The sequence below is a fragment of the Flavobacterium sp. M31R6 genome (assembly GCF_013284035.1).
GTDB lineage: Bacteria > Bacteroidota > Bacteroidia > Flavobacteriales > Flavobacteriaceae > Flavobacterium.
Genome location: NZ_CP054141.1, coordinates 1,606,347 through 1,626,219, shown reverse-complemented (window position 1 = coordinate 1,626,219; position 19,873 = coordinate 1,606,347). Strand labels below are relative to the sequence as shown.

Below are 19,873 nucleotides of genomic sequence, written 5' to 3'. Positions count from 1 at the left end.
TTGGGCTTTTCAGTCTTACAGCTAGATTATTTTTTTTGTACTGAATTAGTTGTTTGCCCTTTTAATTGACACCAACAACCGCTTTCAATTCAATATATTTTTCAAGGGTTTTAAAATTATGTCCCTTTTCTTTCATGGTTTTAATAAAGGCAGGAGAAACTCCCATCGATTTTGCTGCAATAACATTATCAACATCTAAATCACTAAATCCTAGATTTTTGTATTCATTTATCAAATCTGGAGTTATGTTCTGTGATTTTAAAGCAAACAAGTCATCCGGTTTCAGATTTTTATAACCTATCTTTTCAAATTCACTTATATACTTTGGAGTAATATTTAAAGATTTCAAAGCAAACAAATCATCCGGTTTCAGATTTTTATAGCCTATCTTTTCAAACTCATTGATATATGCTGGAGTAATATTTAAGGATTTTAAAGCCATAAGATCATCGTTAGAAAGATCGTTATATCCCAATTCTTTAAAAGAATCAATAAATTTCTTATCGATATTTAAAGACTTAAAAGCAATAATATTGTCCCCAGATTCATCATCGTCTTTACTGCTAGTCGAGTTATGAAAATCCGCAATAAATTTGCCATTAACGCCTTGAGATTTTAATGCAATAATATTATCCGCAGTAATATTTTTATAACCAGCTTGGCGTATCTCATCGATATAAGCTTTGTCTATCCCCATTGATTTAAAAGGAATTAAATCATCCAAATCAAAATCAGGAATACCAGCCTGCTTAATAGAAGTAACATACTCCTCATTTACATCTAAAGCTACCAAAGGAATCAATTGATCTTTATCAATATCCTTGTATCCGTTTTTCTTCAGCATTTTTACATACGAAGTTTTCACATTTACCATAAAGAAAACCATAAGGTCGCTTTCATCCGTAATTGTAACTCCTTCTTCAGCCATTTCTTTGCTAAAATTTTTGCTGGCAACAAATTTATACGTTCCCATTCCATTGTTTCCTTCAAATTTTCCTTCAAAATTCATGATTCCCGCTTCGCGCGTTATTGTGAACTCGCCTTTCATGTCCTTTGTCAGCCCTTTCAATTCACTCAACTGAAAAGTAGTTGATGAATTATTGCTCTCATCGTTTTTAAACTGAATACTTACTGTATTGCCTTTGATAACTGCAAACCAGCTTCCCTCTGTATCCATTCCATTTTGAATGTTTGAATGCTCATTTGGTTCTTTGGATTCTTCATTCAAATTTAAAGTTTGGCCTTGCGCTACCGGTTGATTAAAAAGGCAGACAAACAAGACTAATAAAGGTAACAGGAAAAAATATTTCCATGTTGTGTGAACGCTTGATTTTTTTGAATTCATCATAATGATTCGTTTTTTGATTAATGATTGATTATAATTAGTTGTAAGACTCAATGGAAAATGGGGTGCCGCTACCTTAAGCAGGCTAAACTGATAACTCTCTTTTTCAACAGTGTCCTGTTGCAGCATTTTATCATCAGTCAAAAATTCAAGATTGCTTTCCAATGCTTTTCGCCATTGCCATGCAAAAGGATTGAACCATTGAAAAATAAGAACTACTTCTGCAAGTAAAAGGTCAACAGTATGTTTTTGCTCAATATGAATTTTTTCATGCTGTAAAATCTGAGTATACGTTTCCCACTCGTATTTCTCTGGGTTGATGAAAATATTGTTAGCAAATGAACAAGGAGCTTTGTCGCCAGTAATTTCCACAATTCGGAATTTTCCATCCTGAATTGCCGATAAGGAATACGCTCTATACAACAGCACGCAAGCCTGCATCAAAAAGTTAAGCGCAAAGATTAATACGCCAAACCAATACAAATAAACTAGCCAATGGAACAACAAGTCAACATCAAATGTCTGTTTAGCTTGTTCAACATACACTTCCTGTACTGGAACTGCTTTTAGCTGGACAGCCTGATTTTTGATAACAGCCGTTTCTGCCAAAGGAATATGTTTTACAATAACATCTTTCCTTAACGACAGTTGCTGAGGAACCGGAAGCAATGGCAAAATAAAAGCCAAAATCATACAGCTTAGCAACACAAGCCTGTTCAATTGAAAGAAAGTTTCTTTTTGCAGAAGCAGCTTATAAAACATAAGACAGGCAGAAAGAATAAGGGCTGTATACAAAATATAAGGTATCATATTTTATCTTTTTTAATGATGTTCACTATTTCATCCAATTCATTTTCAGTAAGCTTTTGCTCTTTGGCAAAAAAAGCAAGCATTCGAGGATAAGAGTTATCAAAGTACTGACTAACAATATCCTTCAGCGCAAATTGTTGGTATTCTTCTCTGCTGATAACTGGAAAAAAACTATGCATATTTCCGGCTGTTTCATGATTTAGAAACCCTTTCTCCTCCAGTATCTTCACTATTGTTGCCACACTGTTATAATGCGGTTTTGGATCTGGCAGCAATGGAATTATGTCCCTAATAAAGGCTTTGTTTAAATCCCAAAATACTTGCATTATCTGTTCTTCTCGCTTAGCTAATTTTATCATAGTTAAATATTTTAGCGCAAGATACTACTAATTAATTAGTAGACAAACTAATTTGTTAGTATTTTAACTAATCAATTAGTAATAATATAAAATTCGCACGATTAAAGATTAAAAATAACTTCAATACATCCTTTAAAACCAATTGATTAACAACACTTTAAATAACTATTTAGGTTCTATAACATAACAATACTAATTTGAGAAACACTACAAACCCCAATAGCATAAACATATAGATTAACATCTTTTTTTCTCTTTATACTAATACATTCTAGAACAAATCGATTCTATTTATAAAAATATAAATCCTATTTTTGCACCTTAAAACACAATAAATCTATTTTATGCTCATAATAGGAATCGCAGGGGGAACAGGATCAGGAAAAACAACCGTGGTACATCAAATCATGAATGAATTACCCGAAGCTGAAGTTGGGATTATTGCTCAAGACTCGTACTACAAACAAACGCACGACCTGAGTTACGAAGACCGTTCCCATATCAATTTTGATCATCCAAGAGCTATTGATTTCGAATTGTTGGTAGCGCACCTCAAAGAATTAAAAGCTGGAAATACCATTAATCAACCTGTCTATTCTTTTGTGCAACACAATAGAACCGACGACATCGTTGTTACGCATCCAAGAAAAGTAATGATTGTGGAAGGCATCTTAATCCTGACAAATCCCGAATTAAGAAATCTTTTTGACATCAAAATATTTGTTCATGCCGATTCAGATGAACGCTTAATTCGTCGTATGAAAAGAGATATTGCCGAACGTGGAAGAGACATGCATGAAGTTCTGAACCGCTATCAAAGTACCCTAAAACCAATGCATGAGCAATTTATTGAACCTTCAAAAGCCTATGCCGACATTATAATTCCCAACGACAAATTCAATACTGTGGCCATCGATGTAGTTCGCGCCGTAATTAATCAACGTATTTTATAATTTTGTTGTAATTTTATCGTGTTTAATTCACAACTATTCTTTGTTGCATTTTGTATATTGTAAATTAAAGAGTTATAAAACAAATAGTCGTTTCCTATTAAATTTGGATTAAAAAATATTCCCAATGAAAAACCCATTTAAAGACAAATCTTGGTTTAAATTCCTAAGTAACAAGTACGTTTGGGTCTCGTTATCATTTTTAACATGGATGGTTTTTTTGGATAATTACTCCTATTTTGAACATCGCTTTCTGGACAAACAAATTAATGAGTTAGAAGACAATGCTACTTATTATCAGGGTGAAATAAAAAAGGATGAAGAAAACATCAAACAGCTAAAAAATCCGTTGCAAATTGAAAAATATGCTCGGGAAAAATACTATATGAAAAAAGATAGTGAAGATATTTATATCATCGAGTTTGATGGTGATACTGTCAAAAAAAAATAATCCTATCGTATTTCAAATCTAACTACAATTAAAAATGGCCAAGAATTTATTCGACGATTTCAGCCCTGTTTCTGCAAAACTTTGGAAACAAAAAATTCAATTTGAACTCAAAGGAGCCGATTATAACGAAACCGTAATCTGGAATTCTCCCGAGGATATCAAAGTAAAACCATTTTACGATAAAGAAGATATTGCCAAAAAGTATACTGTTTCCACAAAAGCTTCGCAATTTAGAATTTGCCAAAATAACTATGTCTTTGATTTAGAAAAATCAATCGAAAAAGCGTTGGACTCCATCAATCGTGGTGCCGAAAGTCTGCGTTTTACCATTCCGGAAGAAACCGTAAATATTGCAAAACTATTGGAAAAACTTCCTTTAGAAAAAATTGTCTTGTACTTTCATTTCAATTTTATTTCAATCGATTTCGTTAAAAAGATTAACGCTATTGCAAAAGAAAAAAAAGCAACAGTCTATTGCCTCTTAGATCCAATCGGACAATTAGCCAAAGACGGGAATTGGTACAATACCCCAGAAAAAAACAATTTTGACACTTTAAATATACTTGCCAATGAAACGGCATCGCTTTCGATCATAAGTATCAACGGAGGATTATATCAAAATGCTGGCGCCACTATGGTACAGCAAATCGCTTACAGCTTGGCTCAAGCCAATGAGTATTTTAACCGAATTCAAGACATAAATCAACCTATTGTTTTTCAGATTTCAGTTGGATCTAATTATTTTTTCGAAATCGCAAAACTTCGTGCTTTTAGAATCCTTTTCAAAACCATAGCCAAAGAATACAATCACAACCTGGATTGTCATGTACTGGTTACCCCAACAAAGCGCAACAAAACTATCTACGATTACAATGTAAATATGCTTCGTACCACAACTGAATGTATGAGTGCTATTCTTGGTGGAGCAAATGCAATCGCTAATTTGCCGTATGATGCTTTATATCATAAAGACAATGAATTTGGAGATAGAATTGCCAGAAACCAATTATTGATTCTAAAAGAGGAAAGTTATTTTGACAAAGTGGACAATCCTGCAGATGGAAGTTATTATATTGAAAGCCTAACCAATCAATTGGCAGAAAAAGCATTAGCATTATTCAAAGATATTGAAGCCAATGGAGGTTTTCTAAAACAACTGAATGAAGGTGTTATCAAAAGAAAAATACAGGAAAGTGCAGATGCCGAACAAAGCTTGTTTGATTCCGGAAAAGAAACACTTTTGGGAACCAATAAATATCCCAACAAGAATGACAAAATGAAACATGATTTAGAATTGTTTCCTTTTGTAAAAATCAAACCCAGAAAAACTTTGATTACTCCAATAATAGAAAAAAGATTGGCGGAAAAATTAGAGCAGGAACGACTTTTAGAAGAGTAATCAAGTTACAATATTCAGTCTTCAATAGAAACTAAAAATCAATTTGGTCAAGTAACTAAAGTGATTAAAGGCTAAAAAAATGAAAAGAAAAGATTTACAACATATAAAGCTTAAAGAAGATTTCCAGTCTGCAGACCGCAGTCCACAGTCTGAGAACTTCCTAACTGCAGAAGGAATTGAACTTCACAAAACGTATGCTGAAAAAGATATAGAATCTATTGAGCATCTTGATTTTGGAGCAGGCTTTGCACCCAACTTGCGTGGTCCTTATGCCACCATGTACGTACGCAGGCCTTGGACGATACGTCAATATGCTGGATTTTCAACAGCTGAAGAAAGTAATGCTTTTTACAGACGAAATCTGGCTGCAGGTCAAAAAGGACTTTCAATCGCTTTTGATTTACCCACTCACAGAGGCTACGATTCGGATCACGAACGAGTTGTAGGCGATGTCGGAAAAGCGGGAGTTGCTATAGATTCTGTTGAAGATATGAAAGTATTATTCGATCAAATTCCTCTTGACGAAATGTCAGTTTCAATGACCATGAACGGTGCCGTTTTACCAATTATGGCTTTTTATATTGTTGCGGCCGAAGAACAAGGTGTAAAACCGGAACAACTTTCGGGAACTATTCAAAATGACATCCTGAAAGAATTTATGGTGCGTAATACCTATATCTACCCGCCTACTCCATCAATGAAAATCATAGCCGACATATTTGAATTCACCAGCAACAAAATGCCAAAATTCAATTCTATTTCCATCTCGGGATACCATATGCAAGAAGCTGGAGCAACGGCTGATATCGAATTAGCTTACACATTGGCCGATGGATTGGAATATATCAGAACAGGATTGGCTACGGGAATGAAAATTGATGATTTTGCTCCTCGCCTCTCTTTTTTCTGGGCAATCGGGATGAACCATTTTATGGAAATTGCCAAAATGAGAGCAGGAAGAATGATTTGGGCCAAATTGATTAAACAATTCAACCCAACTGACGATAAATCATTGGCACTGAGAACTCACTGCCAAACATCAGGTTGGAGTTTAACGGAACAAGATCCTTTTAATAATGTGGCGCGCACTTGTATCGAAGCAACCGCGGCAGCTTTTGGAGGAACACAGTCTTTACACACTAATGCACTGGACGAAGCGATTGCTTTGCCAACTGATTTTTCAGCTCGAATTGCACGGAATACCCAAATCTATTTACAGGAAGAAACCAAAATAACCAAAACTGTAGATCCATGGGCTGGTAGCTATTATGTAGAAAGCCTGACCAAAGAAATTGCAGAGAAAGCTTGGAAACTCATCGAAGAAGTGGAAGAATTGGGAGGAATGACCAAAGCTATTGAAACCGGAATCCCTAAGATTCGAATTGAGGAAGCCGCTGCCCGTAAGCAAGCCCGTATCGACAGTAGTCAAGACATCATTGTTGGGGTCAACAAATACCGTTTGGAAAAAGAAGATCCATTACAGATTTTGGATGTCGACAATCAAATGGTTAGACAACAACAACTCGAACAATTAGACAGAATTAAAGCAACCAGAGATGCTGATAAAGTACAGGCATCTCTTCAAAAATTGAAGCTTTGTGCCGAAACTGGAGAAGGAAACTTACTTGAATTTGCAGTTGAAGCAGCAAGAAATCGTTGTACATTGGGCGAAATTAGCGATGCATTGGAAACTGTTTTCGGAAGATATAAAGCACAAATTAAATCTTTTAGCGGAGTGTATAGCAAAGAAATGAAAGACGACAAAAGCTTTGAAAAAGCAAAACAACTGGCAGATCTTTTTGCCAAACAGGAAGGACGTCGACCAAGAATTATGATTGCCAAAATGGGACAGGATGGTCACGACCGTGGTGCTAAAGTAGTTGCCACTGGTTATGCTGATGTGGGTTTTGACGTGGATATAGGCCCACTATTTCAAACCCCAGCCGAAGCAGCCAAACAAGCTGTAGAAAACGATGTGCATATCCTAGGTGTGTCCTCACTCGCGGCTGGTCATAAAACATTGGTTCCCCAAGTAATTGAAGAACTTAAAAAATACGGTAGAGAAGACATTATGGTGGTTGTAGGAGGTGTTATCCCAACACAGGATTACCAATTTTTATTTGATGCCGGAGCTGTGGCCGTTTTTGGACCTGGAACAAAAATAAGCGATGCAGCCATCCAAATTTTAGAAATTTTAATTGATTAATAAATACTTTCGTTTAAAGAATTTATTGTCATCATTAAATTTATACTTCTTTTCTTTTATAGTTATTCAGTACTTTAACCAATAGTTAAAGTGCTGAATAACTACATTTAAAAACCTCTGTTTATTCTTTGCAAAGCAAAATAGGCACATGCATTCAGCCTCTTTAGTTTTACCCAAAAAAGTTGTCTTCTTCTTTTTTCGTTAGATATTTTTCTTTTTTACAAGCAAAAATCCAATCTCCAGAAATAGATTATTCACCAAAGAATTATTTATTTTTTAATTTATAATACCTTAATTCATCTTAAAATTTAAAATTGGGAGGTACTTGCTTAATAATTAAAATTTTAGGACTCTCAATCTTAATAAAAAAGGCTTTTTAAATTAACATCCTTTAAGCAAGGCGTTAACAATACGTGCATTAAAATTAACCTAATTTTATAATAGTTTTTAGAATAAATAATATAACAAAAAGGGGAAGAAAATGAATAAGCCTTACCATTTATTTTAAAAATAAAATTTCAAAATATAATATTAATTTAAAATAGAATATTATGAAAGCAGTTTTAATTATTGCATTAGTTTTAGGAATGCATATTACCTCATACTCTCAAAATAAGATAGGAGAAGGTAATGACGAAGGAAATATGAGCACAGTAGATCTACCAGAGATTGTTATTAAAAATGCTGGTAAAGATTTCTCCTATTATTTACCAGACAAAAATCCAGATCCAGGTGTCAAACAACTTCAAAAAGAGTTCATTGCCTATAATTTAGGAAAAGACTACGAAGGCTTTGATAATTTTCTTGTTATTCTTGAAGGACAAAATGGAATCTTGACCGCCACTTATGATTCCAACGGAAAACTTACCAGTGTTGTCGAAAAATACACCGATACACAACTACCTACCCCTGTCATTTATTCAATTTACAAAGCATATCCGGGTTGGCAAATTGTAAATGACAAATATCTCTATACACAAGAAAATGGAGATGTTACAAAAAAAGAATATAATTTAAAACTCAAAAAAGACAACGAAGTAATTAAATTAAAAGTAAATCCGAAAGGTGAAATTATCGATAAAAGCTAACAAAAAAATTAAGAGGCGGTTTGGAAAATCATTTCCAAACCGCCTCTTAATAAATAAAATTCAAGGTTCAATACAATTTAAATCACTCTTGCAGTACTGTCAGCAACAATAAAGGAAGTATCGTAACCTCCAAATTTTCTCAGATAGCTTCTTAATGAAGTTCCATAAACGTCTTTAATAAAACGCTTCCCTTTATATCTGAAATATTTTTTAACAGATCCCACACCAGCAAGATGTGCCGCTGCCAAAATTCCTGATTCAGTAATTCGGATTCCATTCAAAACAGTTCCATCATACCTTTCAATGACTCTTCTTAGTTCCCATTTGTTTTTTGACAAAAGGGCAATAAAAGCTTTTTCTTGCATTCTGGGGCTGTTCAAGAATGCGTCGCAATTGTGAACCCCAATAGTTTTTAAAGTTTCAATACCAAATTGGTATTTTCCTAAATAGCCGAGAGAATTAATTTTTCTGTATTTTCCTTGTGATTCTTTGAAGCCGATTGCTTCTTTATATCCAATAAAAAAGGTTCCAGTATAGGGAATCTCAGAATTGGTATAATCGCTCACATTTAATGATGGTAGTAAGTAGGATGTATCATCTGTTTCGTTAATTAGAAACCATGGGGTAGATTCTAATTTGGAGGGTTTAAAACCTAAGCTTAAAAAAGCTACTACAACAATCAAACTTGTGTAAAAATACCATTTTTTTATCATATTTGGGTTTTCTTCAAAACGCTGTCCCGTTATGAAATTTCTATGCTCAAAGATACGACTTTAAAAATAAAGCTGAAAATCAAGGCTTTAAACTTATCAACTTTTTAATTTTTCACTCCTTAAGTTACTAATTGTGCGGGCGTTCGAGTTTTGAAAATAAATTGAAATAATTGAAAAAACATAACTTATTCAGTATTAAAACATAAGCTTATTCTTGTTTAAAAAAAGAAAAAACGTCTAGGAAAAGCAAAATAACACTGAAATGATTACAAAATCTTTATTTTACGATAACGTTTGAAATAAAAATATAAGAATTGTTAATTAATAAATTCAGTTCTGAGCAAATTCAATAGATAAAAAAAGCTTCAAAACTGTTCTAACAATTTTGAAGCTTTTTTTATAATACGAATATCTATCTAACGCTGCACTCCTTGGCTATTAATCCAATCTGAATATTTTTTGGCATTAACATTATGTTCAGCCAAAGTAGCTGCAAATTCATGGTATCCAAAACGATCTACACTCGCACAGAAATAGATATAATTATTCTTTTCAGGGTTTAAAACCGCTTCAAGAGCCGTAATGTCGGGCATTGCGATTGGTCCAGGAGGAAGTCCGATATTCACGTATGTATTATAAGGTGATTTCATAATCAAATCATTGTAGAACACTCTTTTGATTACTTGATTAAAATCGTTTGATTTCTTTTTCATTGCAAAAATTACAGTCGGATCGGCCTGCAATGGCATTTCTAGCCTTAATCTATTCAAATAAACACCCGCAATTCTTGGTCTTTCATCTTTCTTAACTGATTCTTTATGTACTATCGAAGCTAGGATAGTTGCTTGAATTGGAGTCAAACCTTGTGCAGCAGCTTTTGCAGTACGTTCTTTGTTCCAAAATTTATTGTATTCCTTAATCATTTTGTCACGAAACTTCTCTGCCGAAGTATTCCAGTAAATATCATAGGTATTTGGAATAAACATTACTAGAACATTCTCTTCCGTAAATCCGTTTTCTTTCAAAAAAATTGAATCTCTAAACGTATTCAATAACTCAAGACTATCCGGCTCGATTTGGGAACCAACTCTACCCGCAAAATTTTCAAGACGCTCTTGATTATTAAAAGCCAAACTTACGGGATCATTAAATTTCATCGCTTTGACCAACTCGTAGCTATTCATACCATTCTTTAGCAAAAAACGACCTGCCTTTACATTTTCTGGATAGCTCGTTTTTCCAGCTACCATTTCAAAACGGCTTATATCTTTGACATAAGGCTCCAAAATATGTTTTACATGCTCATAATCGGATCCTGTTGGTACGTATACATACAACTCTTTATCTGCAAATTTTGTGTTACCACTAAAAATTTGATACATTAAAACAAAACCATAAACGATTAATATTGATATTAATGCAACAGATACTAATGATACTATTTTTTTTAGATTCAAAATAAAAAAATTTAAATTACTGCGCCAGTTCGCTGTCGCTCGTGTGATTATTAATTAACTGAAAAATTGCTTCGTCTTTGTAAACTCCATTTACCAAAGTCCAATCTTTCTTTACGCCTATTTTTTGGAAACCAAATTTAGTAAAAAGAGCAATACTAGCTTTATTTTCACATCCAATATTTGCATATAATTGATGTAAGTTAAGATTATAAAAAGCATACTGAATCAATAAGTCCAATGCTTCCGAGCCAATATTCTTATTCCTATTGGCTGATTCCTGAATCACAATCCCAACACCTGCCCTATTGTTCTTAGGATCAAAATCAAACAAATCAATCAGTCCCAAAGCCGGAAAATCTTCATCTTGACAAATTGCCAATCGCAATTGCTTCGCTTCATAAATATCCTGATGCGCATTTTCCAAATACTGCTTCACCAAAAACCGACTGTAAGGCGTATGCGTGTTGCTCACTTCCCAAATGCTTTGATCATTTTCTATACAATAAATAAACTCCAAATCATTGGGTTCAAGTGCTCGGATATAAATATTATCTCCTTTTAATGTTTTCATTTAGAATTAATCGTTTTTATATCCAATTTTTTTTCTTGGCTCATTATTTTCCTTTTTATCAATAAGCTCATCAAGATAATTAAAAACTAATTCAATATTTTTAGAATGATTAGAAAGTTTCTTTTTAATCTCCTCTATTTCTAGTTTCATACTCAAACTATCAGTAAGCATTTCTCTTATTCTGGTAAAAACCCTAATAATTTGTATGTTCACTTTAATTGCCGTAGGACTATTAAGTACGCTTGACAACATTGCAACTCCTTGCTCTGTAAATGCCATTGGTAAATATCTTGTACCTCCCCAATTTGAGGTGCCAAATTGACCCCTCAAGTTATCGAACTCTTGTTGGTTAAGTTCAAACATAAAATCTTCAGGAAATCGTTCCATATTCCTACGAACTTGTCTTTTTAGTTGTTTGGTTTCAACAACATAAAGTTCTGCTAAATCTTTATCCAACATTACTTTCTGATTTCTTATTAAGTAAATTTTACTGCTAATAATATCGTCAGGAATGGTAATCGCATTGTTCATAATATCTATTTACTTGTAGTTTTTTTGGCTACCAAAAACCTAGACTCTGGCTATATCTTTTTACCTTAAATCTCTATCGTCCCTTTAAACACAAATTCTGCAGGACCTTTTAGGAACACATTTGTAAAACCATTTGGCGTTTTATCAAAAGAAACCACTAATTTTCCGCCTTCAACATTTACATTGATAGCTGTGGCATTTGTTTGTCCTGTAGCGTTCATTGCAATTGCAACTGCTGTAGCACCGGTTCCGCAAGCCAAAGTCTCATCTTCTACTCCTCTTTCGTAGGTGCGAAGTCTAAAAGTGGTATCGTCTATTTTTTTTACAAAATTAATATTGCTACCTGCAGCGCCGTATAATTCGCCATAACGAATCGCAGCACCTTTTTCTTTTATATTGTAATGCTCTAAATCCTCCACCATTTGAACATGATGTGGGGAACCTGTATTCAAGAAAGAGTGGTCTTTTTTAATATCTATAGTCGGAACATCAATCATCTGCAAAGAAACCAATCCGTTGTCTTCAAATGACGCATGATGCAAACCATCAGTCGCAATGAAAGTAGTAGCATTCTCAATCACATTCAAATCTTTGGCGAAAGCCACCAAACAACGTCCTCCATTGCCACACATCGAACTTTGATTCCCATCTGAATTATAATACACCATTTTAAAATCAGTATCAGAGTCATTTTCTAACAAAATAAGTCCGTCTCCACCAATCCCAAAACGTCTGTCACATAAATGAGCAATCAATTGCGTATTCTCTTTTGGAAAAAATCCGGAACGATTGTCAATCATAACAAAATCGTTTCCAGCACCTTGGTATTTATAAAATTCTAATTGCATTTTTATTTCCATTTTATCACACAAAAGTACAAACTATTAATGAATTGTTAATCATTGTTAAAGAGCGTTAAACCATATTGTTCGAAAAAAAAAATCTGCTAAATTCGTTATCAAATAACTAATAAAAACGAAAAGCAAAATGAAACAAATTTCAAAATTATTCTTGGTATCCTTGTTGAGTGGCGCAACAACCCTTGGCGCATACAAATTATTATTTGACAACAATGGTTATTTTTCGTCCAACAAACATGGAATTACAACACTTGCTCCTGAATCCTACGGAAGACAAGTTGGTCTAGCCGCAGAAAACATCGATTTTACAGTCGCCGCAGACAAAACTGTACACACTGTAGTTCACGTAAAGAATGTATCTGTGAGAACGATTTCTAATCCCATCATGGAATACTTTTACGGATATGGGGGACAACAACAGCAAGAGCAAGTTGGAACTGGATCAGGTGTCATTATTTCTGAAGATGGTTATATCGTGACCAACAATCACGTGGTAAAAGACGCTACAGACATTGAAATCACATTGAACAACAAAAAAACGTACAAAGCAAAACTCATTGGAACCGATTCTAAAATGGACATTGCTTTGCTAAAAATCGATGCCGATGAAAAATTACCCTATTCTACATTTGCCAACTCCGATTCGGTTAAAGTAGGTGAATGGGTATTAGCCGTAGGAAATCCATACAACTTGACATCAACCGTAACAGCCGGAATTGTTTCGGCCAAAGCCAGAAATCTGGACGCTCGAGGAATTCAGTCTTTCATACAAACTGATGCTGCGGTAAATCCAGGAAATAGTGGAGGCGCATTGGTAAACACCCGTGGAGAATTGATAGGAATCAACACAATGATTACATCAATGACAGGTTCTTATGTTGGCTATTCTTTTGCCATTCCTTCCAATAATGCCCGAAAAATAATCGAAGACATAATGGAATTTGGAAATGTACAAAGAGGAATTCTAGGAGTTGAAGGAGGTGAATTGAACGGAACTGCTTCCAAAGAATTGGGAATTTCACAAACACAAGGCTTTTACATTAACAGAGTATCCAAAAACTCGGGTGCCGAAAAAGCCAAATTACAAAAAGGAGATATCATCATCAAATTAGACAATCAGGATATTTCTACTTTTGCTGATCTTTCAGGCTATGTTAACACCAAAAGACCTAATGATAAAGTTCAGGTTACTATCATTAGAGATGGCAAAAATTTAGTTGTACCAGTTATATTGAGTAAAAATGAAAACTTTAGCACCGAATTCAAAGGAATCGAACTGGAGAACATTGATACTGCCGATAAAAAGAAATTCAAATTGGATTATGGCGTAAAAATCAAATCCATTAACAATGAAAACTTAGCACAATATAGTGATGAACTTGTCGGAAACATCATTTTAAGCATTGACAATGTCAAAGCAACGAATGTCGAAACGGTTTCTAAACTTTTGAATAATAAAGACGAAAAACAAAGCATCCGTATCGAAATGATAAATAAAAACGGTGAGGTCATGCGAATCATTATCTAAAAAGTTAAAACGATAAATTTAAAGCCGACTTGTAAATGCAAGTCGGCTTTTTTTATTCCAAAAAAATTATAAAAAAAGTTACGAAATCGATTGAAATAAGTACTTTTGCACCAAATTTTAAAAAACTGCATTAATTAACAATACAAATTTTCAACATGAATAACATGGATTTATACGAAAAAGAGGTTTCGTTTCAAGCCGACAGAAGACGTTCAGGAGTAGAATTAATTAAAATTATTAGTGATTTATGGTATGACAAATCAATCGAATTGGTTTTGTTCCGCAATCAATTAATAGATAGAAACGTAAGTGAAATTATCAACTTACATGAATATGCAGGTAAATTTGTAGGCAAACCAATCTCGGTTTCCGATTCAGTTGAAATCGCCAATGTAATTCTTACTTTGGACTTACCACCATCAAAATTGGACATTGGAAAACTTACTTACGAGTACCGTCTAGAAGATGAAAAATACCCAGATGCAAGACATTTTGTTTTAGACAAATTAAAAGAAGCTAAATTCTCTGAAGAAATCCAACCCAAAGATGTAATTCTTTATGGTTTTGGCCGTATTGGACGTTTATTGGCACGAGAGCTAATGTCCAAAACAGGAAAAGGAGAGCAAATGCGTTTGAGAGCCATCGTTACGAGAGACAAAAACGATGCTACAAGCTTAGAAAAAAGAGCTTCTTTATTACGTTACGATTCCATTCATGGAGATTTTCAAGGTTCTGTTGTTGCCGATACTAAAAACAATGCTTTAATCATCAACGGTACTACCGTTCATATCATCACAGCAAACACTCCAGAGGAAATTGACTATACTAAATACGGAATTGACAATGCCCTAGTAATTGACAATACAGGCGCTTTCACAACTAAAGAAGCATTGAGCCGTCATTTAGTTTCAAAAGGAGTTGATAAAGTATTGCTTACTGCACCAGGAAAAGGAGTTCCAAATATCGTTCATGGTGTTAACCAAAACGAATACAACCCAGACGAAATTGACATTTTCTCGGCTGCTTCATGCACTACCAATGCAATTACTCCAATCCTAAAAGCGATTGAAGACACTTTGGGAGTTGTAAAAGGACATCTTGAAACAATTCACGCCTATACAAACGACCAAAATTTGGTTGACAATATGCACAATAAATACCGTCGTGGTAGAGCAGCAGCACTAAATATGGTCATCACCGAAACTGGTGCCGGAACTGCAGTTGCCAAAGCATTGCCATCATTGGAAGGTAAATTAACTTCAAATGCCATTCGCGTACCTGTTCCAAATGGTTCTTTGGTTGTGTTGAATCTTGAAGTAAAAAAGGAAACTTCGATAGAAGCCATTAACACTATCATGAAAAAGTATGCCCTTGAAGGCGAATTGGTAGAACAAATCAAATATTCATTGAATAACGAATTAGTTTCTTCAGATATCGTGGGAACTTCGGCGCCTTCAATTTATGACAGTAATGCCACCATCGTTTCCAAAGACGGAAAAAACATAGTGCTTTACATTTGGTACGACAATGAATACGGTTACAGTCACCAAGTAATAAGACTAGCCAAATATATTGCCAAAGTAAGACGTTTTACGTACTACTAGCATTTAGATTTACAGGTTGGGTATCGCTCTTTTAGTTTTAATTTTAGTTTTTTAGATAATAAATGTGCCCCAGCCTGAATTCAACAGAAATCCGCCAAGTTTTAGAACAAGGCGGATTTTTTATTTTCTCTAAAATCTATTTGGGCGTGCCACCAGTAGAAAAGGAGCCCAATATACAAAACGCTTATTCGGCTCCTTCCCTACTGCTGTCAGGCTATCCGCGCTACTTCGGTAGCTAGCTTCTATCCTTCACGCGCTAAGCGACAACTTTTTATCACAAAAGATATTTAGAATCAAAGCCCAACAATCTAAATTGGCAAAACCGTCGTACTCTTCACTTCCGAAATAATAAAAAAACTATTTATCAAAGACACCTCGGGCAAAATCGACAATTTCATTTGATGAAAATGATGGTAACTTTCCATATCGGGCAATACAATTTTGAGCATATAATCAAAACTTCCCGAAACAAAATTACATTCCACCACTTCAGGTAAATTCAATATCGCTTGATTGAAACTATCCGAAATATCAAAAGTTTGTTTCACCAAGGTCACTTGACAGTAAACCGTGAGGTTTTTACCTAACTTTTTCTTGTTCAAAATAGAAACATATCGCTCTATAATACCCTCTTTTTCAAGACGTTTCACTCGATCATGAACCGGAGTCAGCGAGAGATTTATCCGATTTGAAATGTCTTTTAATGTCAAATGCGCATCTTCCTGCAGGAGGCGCAATATTTTTCTGTCGTTTTCGTCTAAAATCATAACAAAAAGAGGTTTAATAAAATTGATTTATAACAAAATAATCCGATTAATTTTCTTTTTAGAAATAAAAAAAGCATCAAAAAAAGAAATATTTCATGCTAAATTACTAAATAAAAATAATATTTTCCTATTTTGATTTACAATGAACAAAATTTTTCTTTATCTGCTAAATTTGTAATTGAATTTTAAATCAATCACTTAATACAACAGTTATGATAATCGGTGTACCAAAAGAAATCAAGAATAACGAAAATCGTGTTGCTCTAACTCCAGCAGGTGTTGCTGAGTTGAAAAATAACGGTCATAGTGTTTATGTTCAAGCAACTGCAGGTGAAGGAAGCGGTTTTGCTGATGAAGAATATGCTGCAGCCGGTGCTGTAATCTTACCTACTATTGAAGAAGTATATGGTATCGCTGAAATGATTATCAAAGTAAAAGAGCCAATCGCTTCAGAATACCCACTTATCAAAAAAGATCAATTACTTTTCACATACTTTCACTTTGCATCATCTGAGCCATTAACTCATGCAATGATTGAGCGTCAAGCTATCTGTTTGGCATACGAAACTGTTGAAAAAACAGACCGTAGCTTGCCATTGTTAGTTCCAATGTCTGAAGTAGCTGGACGTATGTCTATTCAAGAAGGTGCTAAATACTTAGAAAAACCATTAAAAGGAAGAGGAATTCTTCTAGGTGGTGTCCCAGGTGTTCCTCCTGCTAAAGTATTAGTACTTGGTGGTGGAATCGTAGGAACACAAGCTGCAAAAATGGCTGCAGGTCTAGGAGCTCAAGTTACTATCATGGATGTTAGCTTACCGCGTTTACGTCAATTAGACGATATTATGCCAGCTAATGTTATGACACAAATGTCTAACGAATACAACATCAGAAAAGCAATTTTAGACACTGATTTGATTATTGGAGCTGTATTAATCCCAGGAGCAAAAGCACCACATTTGATTAAACGTGAAATGTTAAAATCTATGCGTCCAGGAACAGTTCTTGTTGACGTTGCTGTAGATCAAGGAGGATGTATTGAAACTTGTACTCCTACAACTCACGAAAATCCAACTTTCATTATTGATGATATCGTACATTACTGTGTGGCTAATATGCCAGGTGCAGTTCCTTATACTTCAACTTTGGCGCTTACAAATGCTACTTTGCCATATGCTGTACAATTGGCAAACAAAGGATGGCAAAAAGCTTGTGCTGAAAACGAAGAATTAAAAAAAGGATTAAACATTGCCAACGGAAAAATCCTTTACAAAGGAGTAGCCGAAGCTTGGAACCTTCCTTTTAATGAAGAGTTAATATTAGCCGACGCAGTTTGCTAATATTAAATAAGTGCTTACTACACTAGAAAAACCCGTTTTGTTCATCAAAACGGGTTTTCTGTTTTATATCAGGAACAAAAAATCCGTCTCGATTCATGAGACGGATTTTTAAAAACCTTTTTTAAACTAAAATCTTTATCCTAATCCCGAATTCCCTAAAGAATCTGAGTTCTGAAATCAGCACCTAAACAATTACTCCTTAGATTTAGTCAAATAATAAATCGGAATTCCAATCAACATTATAAAAACACCCCAACCACAAGTGCTAGGCTTTGTGTATAACAACGCAATACAAATGGCGCTGGCAATAATAATGTAAAGTGCTGGCAAAAACGGATAACCAAAAGCTCTATACGGTCTTTCGGCATCTGGCATTTTCTTGCGAAGAACAAAAATTCCGTAAATGGTCAGGATGTAAAATATCAAAACGATAATTACAACAAAGTCCAACAAATCGCCGTATTTTCCAGTCAAACACAAGGCCGAAGCCCAAAAACACTGCGCCCACAATGCCCAGGCCGGTACGCTCGCCTTGTTCAAATGGGAAGCTTTTTTGAAAAACAAACCGTCTTGCGCCATCGTATAATAAACCCTTGCCCCAGTCATAATCAAACCATTATTACAGGCAAAAGTCGAAATCATAATCATCAAGGCGATAATTAATGTTCCAATATTTCCGAAAATGTTTTGCGATGCCACAACAGCCACTCTATCCGATTCTGCCGTCGCAATATCCTGCAAAGGAACCACCGCCAAATACATCACATTGGCCAAAATATAAATACAACTTACAATCAAGGTTCCTAGAAACAAACTCAATCCTACATTGCGTTTTGGATTTTTGATTTCCCCAGCGATAAAAGTCACGCCTTCCCATGCCACGCTAGAAAACAACGAACCCACCAATGCCGCCGACATTGCCGAAATCAAGGCCACTCCACTAATCGGAAGCCAAGAACCCGTATCAGTATTCAATGATTGAGAAGTCCAAGCATTCGCCCAATTGGCATCCCAAACTTCGGATTTAGCTGCCACGAATCCGAAAATAATCAATCCAAAAATCGAGGCAATTTTAATAACCGTCAAAACTGTTTGCAAAATCTTGCTGTTTTTCACACCGCGACTATTGATATAACTCAATAAAATAATGGTGATTATCGAAACGATTTGGGCAGCACTAAGTTTGAAATCACCCAATTCATAAATAATATTTTTTTCGCTCACAGGAGAATACAAATAAGCGGCAAATTTCGAGAAAGCCACACCCACTGCAGCAATTGTGCCCGTTTGTATCACTGCAAAAAAGCTCCAACCATATAAAAAACCAATCAGTTTTCCGTAAGCTTCTTTTATATAAACGTATTGCCCGCCCGCTTTGGGAAACATCGCGCTCAACTCGCCATAACTAACGGCTGCAATCACGGTAATAAATCCGGTAAGCACCCACATCGCAATCAGCCAGCCGGCAGAACCCAATTGGCGCACCATATCCGAGCTCACAATAAATATCCCTGATCCAATCATTGATCCAACAACAAGCATTGTTCCGTCTAGTAATCCGAGTTCTCTTTTAAATTCTTCTGGTTTGTTTTCTTCCATTTTTATAGGTTTATTTTTTGGTTGGCTAAAGATATACTTTTTTTTGAAAATGGCTAATAATACTCTTTACACCCAGGGCAAACGCATGAGTTGTTTTTACCGCAGATTCGCAGATTTTAATTGAAATTTCTATACCGAATTAACCGCTTTCAGCGGAATTAGCGCAAATTAATTTCTTTAAAATCAAAAAAAAATCAGCTTTCCAATAAATTAATCAGCGAATCTGCGGCCATTATTTAAACTCATGCGTTTGCCCTGTCTTTACACCGAAAGATTAAATAATAAAAAACAAAAAACT

At 34.8% G+C, this 19,873-nt stretch carries 17 protein-coding genes; 8 read left to right on the top strand and 9 right to left on the bottom strand.

The features are described from left to right. Positions 1 to 61: 61 nt before the first annotated feature. The gene (locus HQN62_RS06685) at positions 62 to 2,155 is read right to left on the bottom strand and encodes a M56 family metallopeptidase (RefSeq protein WP_173503773.1); all 2,094 of its coding nucleotides are present in this window, start codon (positions 2,153 to 2,155) and stop codon (positions 62 to 64) included. Further along, positions 2,152 to 2,514 carry a BlaI/MecI/CopY family transcriptional regulator gene (locus HQN62_RS06680; protein ID WP_116795893.1) on the bottom strand — a complete coding sequence of 121 codons (363 nt, stop codon included), beginning with the start codon at positions 2,512 to 2,514 and terminating at the stop codon, positions 2,152 to 2,154. Before HQN62_RS06680 ends, HQN62_RS06685 begins: the two co-directional genes overlap by 4 nt. Positions 2,515 to 2,858: 344 nt before the next feature. Here HQN62_RS06680 and udk point away from each other — a divergent pair, with 344 nt between their 5' ends. The 5 genes from udk to HQN62_RS06655 all read left to right on the top strand — a co-directional run bounded on the left by udk (position 2,859) and on the right by HQN62_RS06655 (position 8,608). After that, the gene (gene udk / locus HQN62_RS06675) at positions 2,859 to 3,467 is read left to right on the top strand and encodes a uridine kinase (RefSeq protein ID WP_116795894.1); all 609 of its coding nucleotides are present in this window, start codon (positions 2,859 to 2,861) and stop codon (positions 3,465 to 3,467) included. A gap of 124 nt (positions 3,468 to 3,591) precedes the next feature. Next, entirely contained in the window at positions 3,592 to 3,915 is a 324-nt protein-coding gene (locus tag HQN62_RS06670) for an FtsB family cell division protein (RefSeq protein ID WP_116795895.1), read from the top strand. Positions 3,916 to 3,949: 34 nt separating this feature from the next. Next, positions 3,950 to 5,314 carry a methylmalonyl-CoA mutase subunit beta gene (locus HQN62_RS06665; RefSeq protein ID WP_173503772.1) on the top strand — a complete coding sequence of 455 codons (1,365 nt, stop codon included), beginning with the start codon at positions 3,950 to 3,952 and terminating at the stop codon, positions 5,312 to 5,314. 79 nt (positions 5,315 to 5,393) lie between these two features. Continuing rightward, positions 5,394 to 7,520: a methylmalonyl-CoA mutase gene (gene scpA, locus HQN62_RS06660; RefSeq protein WP_173503771.1), complete on the top strand. Its 2,127-nt coding sequence runs from the start codon at positions 5,394 to 5,396 to the stop codon at positions 7,518 to 7,520. A gap of 551 nt (positions 7,521 to 8,071) precedes the next feature. Beyond that, positions 8,072 to 8,608, top strand: a complete 537-nt coding sequence (locus HQN62_RS06655) for a hypothetical protein (RefSeq protein WP_116795898.1) — start codon at positions 8,072 to 8,074, stop codon at positions 8,606 to 8,608. Between the two features lie 77 nt (positions 8,609 to 8,685). Here HQN62_RS06655 and HQN62_RS06650 read toward each other — a convergent pair whose 3' ends face one another. From HQN62_RS06650 to dapF, 5 genes are all read right to left on the bottom strand, one after another. Then, positions 8,686 to 9,321: a peptidoglycan-binding protein LysM gene (locus tag HQN62_RS06650; protein ID WP_116795899.1), complete on the bottom strand. Its 636-nt coding sequence runs from the start codon at positions 9,319 to 9,321 to the stop codon at positions 8,686 to 8,688. A gap of 416 nt (positions 9,322 to 9,737) precedes the next feature. Next, positions 9,738 to 10,778: an endolytic transglycosylase MltG gene (gene mltG, locus HQN62_RS06645; protein ID WP_173503770.1), complete on the bottom strand. Its 1,041-nt coding sequence runs from the start codon at positions 10,776 to 10,778 to the stop codon at positions 9,738 to 9,740. A gap of 16 nt (positions 10,779 to 10,794) precedes the next feature. Next, positions 10,795 to 11,349 carry a GNAT family N-acetyltransferase gene (locus HQN62_RS06640; RefSeq protein WP_173503769.1) on the bottom strand — a complete coding sequence of 185 codons (555 nt, stop codon included), beginning with the start codon at positions 11,347 to 11,349 and terminating at the stop codon, positions 10,795 to 10,797. 6 nt (positions 11,350 to 11,355) lie between these two features. Continuing rightward, entirely contained in the window at positions 11,356 to 11,880 is a 525-nt protein-coding gene (locus HQN62_RS06635) for an ORF6N domain-containing protein (RefSeq protein WP_173503768.1), read from the bottom strand. A gap of 65 nt (positions 11,881 to 11,945) precedes the next feature. After that, positions 11,946 to 12,728, bottom strand: a complete 783-nt coding sequence (dapF, locus tag HQN62_RS06630) for a diaminopimelate epimerase (protein ID WP_173503767.1) — start codon at positions 12,726 to 12,728, stop codon at positions 11,946 to 11,948. A gap of 139 nt (positions 12,729 to 12,867) precedes the next feature. On the opposite strand from dapF, the gene HQN62_RS06625 reads away from it, so the two are divergent. Then, positions 12,868 to 14,268 (top strand): trypsin-like peptidase domain-containing protein, encoded by a 1,401-nt coding sequence (locus HQN62_RS06625; RefSeq protein ID WP_173503766.1) that lies wholly within the window; start codon positions 12,868 to 12,870, stop codon positions 14,266 to 14,268. Positions 14,269 to 14,423: 155 nt separating this feature from the next. Then, the gene (locus HQN62_RS06620; RefSeq protein WP_173503765.1) at positions 14,424 to 15,872 is read left to right on the top strand and encodes a glyceraldehyde-3-phosphate dehydrogenase; all 1,449 of its coding nucleotides are present in this window, start codon (positions 14,424 to 14,426) and stop codon (positions 15,870 to 15,872) included. A 308-nt stretch (positions 15,873 to 16,180) separates the two neighbouring features. Here HQN62_RS06620 and HQN62_RS06615 read toward each other — a convergent pair whose 3' ends face one another. After that, positions 16,181 to 16,639: an Lrp/AsnC family transcriptional regulator gene (locus HQN62_RS06615; protein ID WP_077370209.1), complete on the bottom strand. Its 459-nt coding sequence runs from the start codon at positions 16,637 to 16,639 to the stop codon at positions 16,181 to 16,183. Positions 16,640 to 16,851: 212 nt separating this feature from the next. Between HQN62_RS06615 and ald the strand changes: the two genes are divergently transcribed. After that, a complete protein-coding gene (ald, locus tag HQN62_RS06610) occupies positions 16,852 to 17,976 on the top strand; it encodes an alanine dehydrogenase (RefSeq protein ID WP_173503764.1) in 1,125 nt (374 codons plus the stop codon). A gap of 192 nt (positions 17,977 to 18,168) precedes the next feature. Here the strand turns inward: ald and HQN62_RS06605 are convergent, their stop codons facing one another. Beyond that, entirely contained in the window at positions 18,169 to 19,575 is a 1,407-nt protein-coding gene (locus HQN62_RS06605) for an APC family permease (RefSeq protein ID WP_173503763.1), read from the bottom strand. Positions 19,576 to 19,873 lie beyond the last annotated feature (298 nt).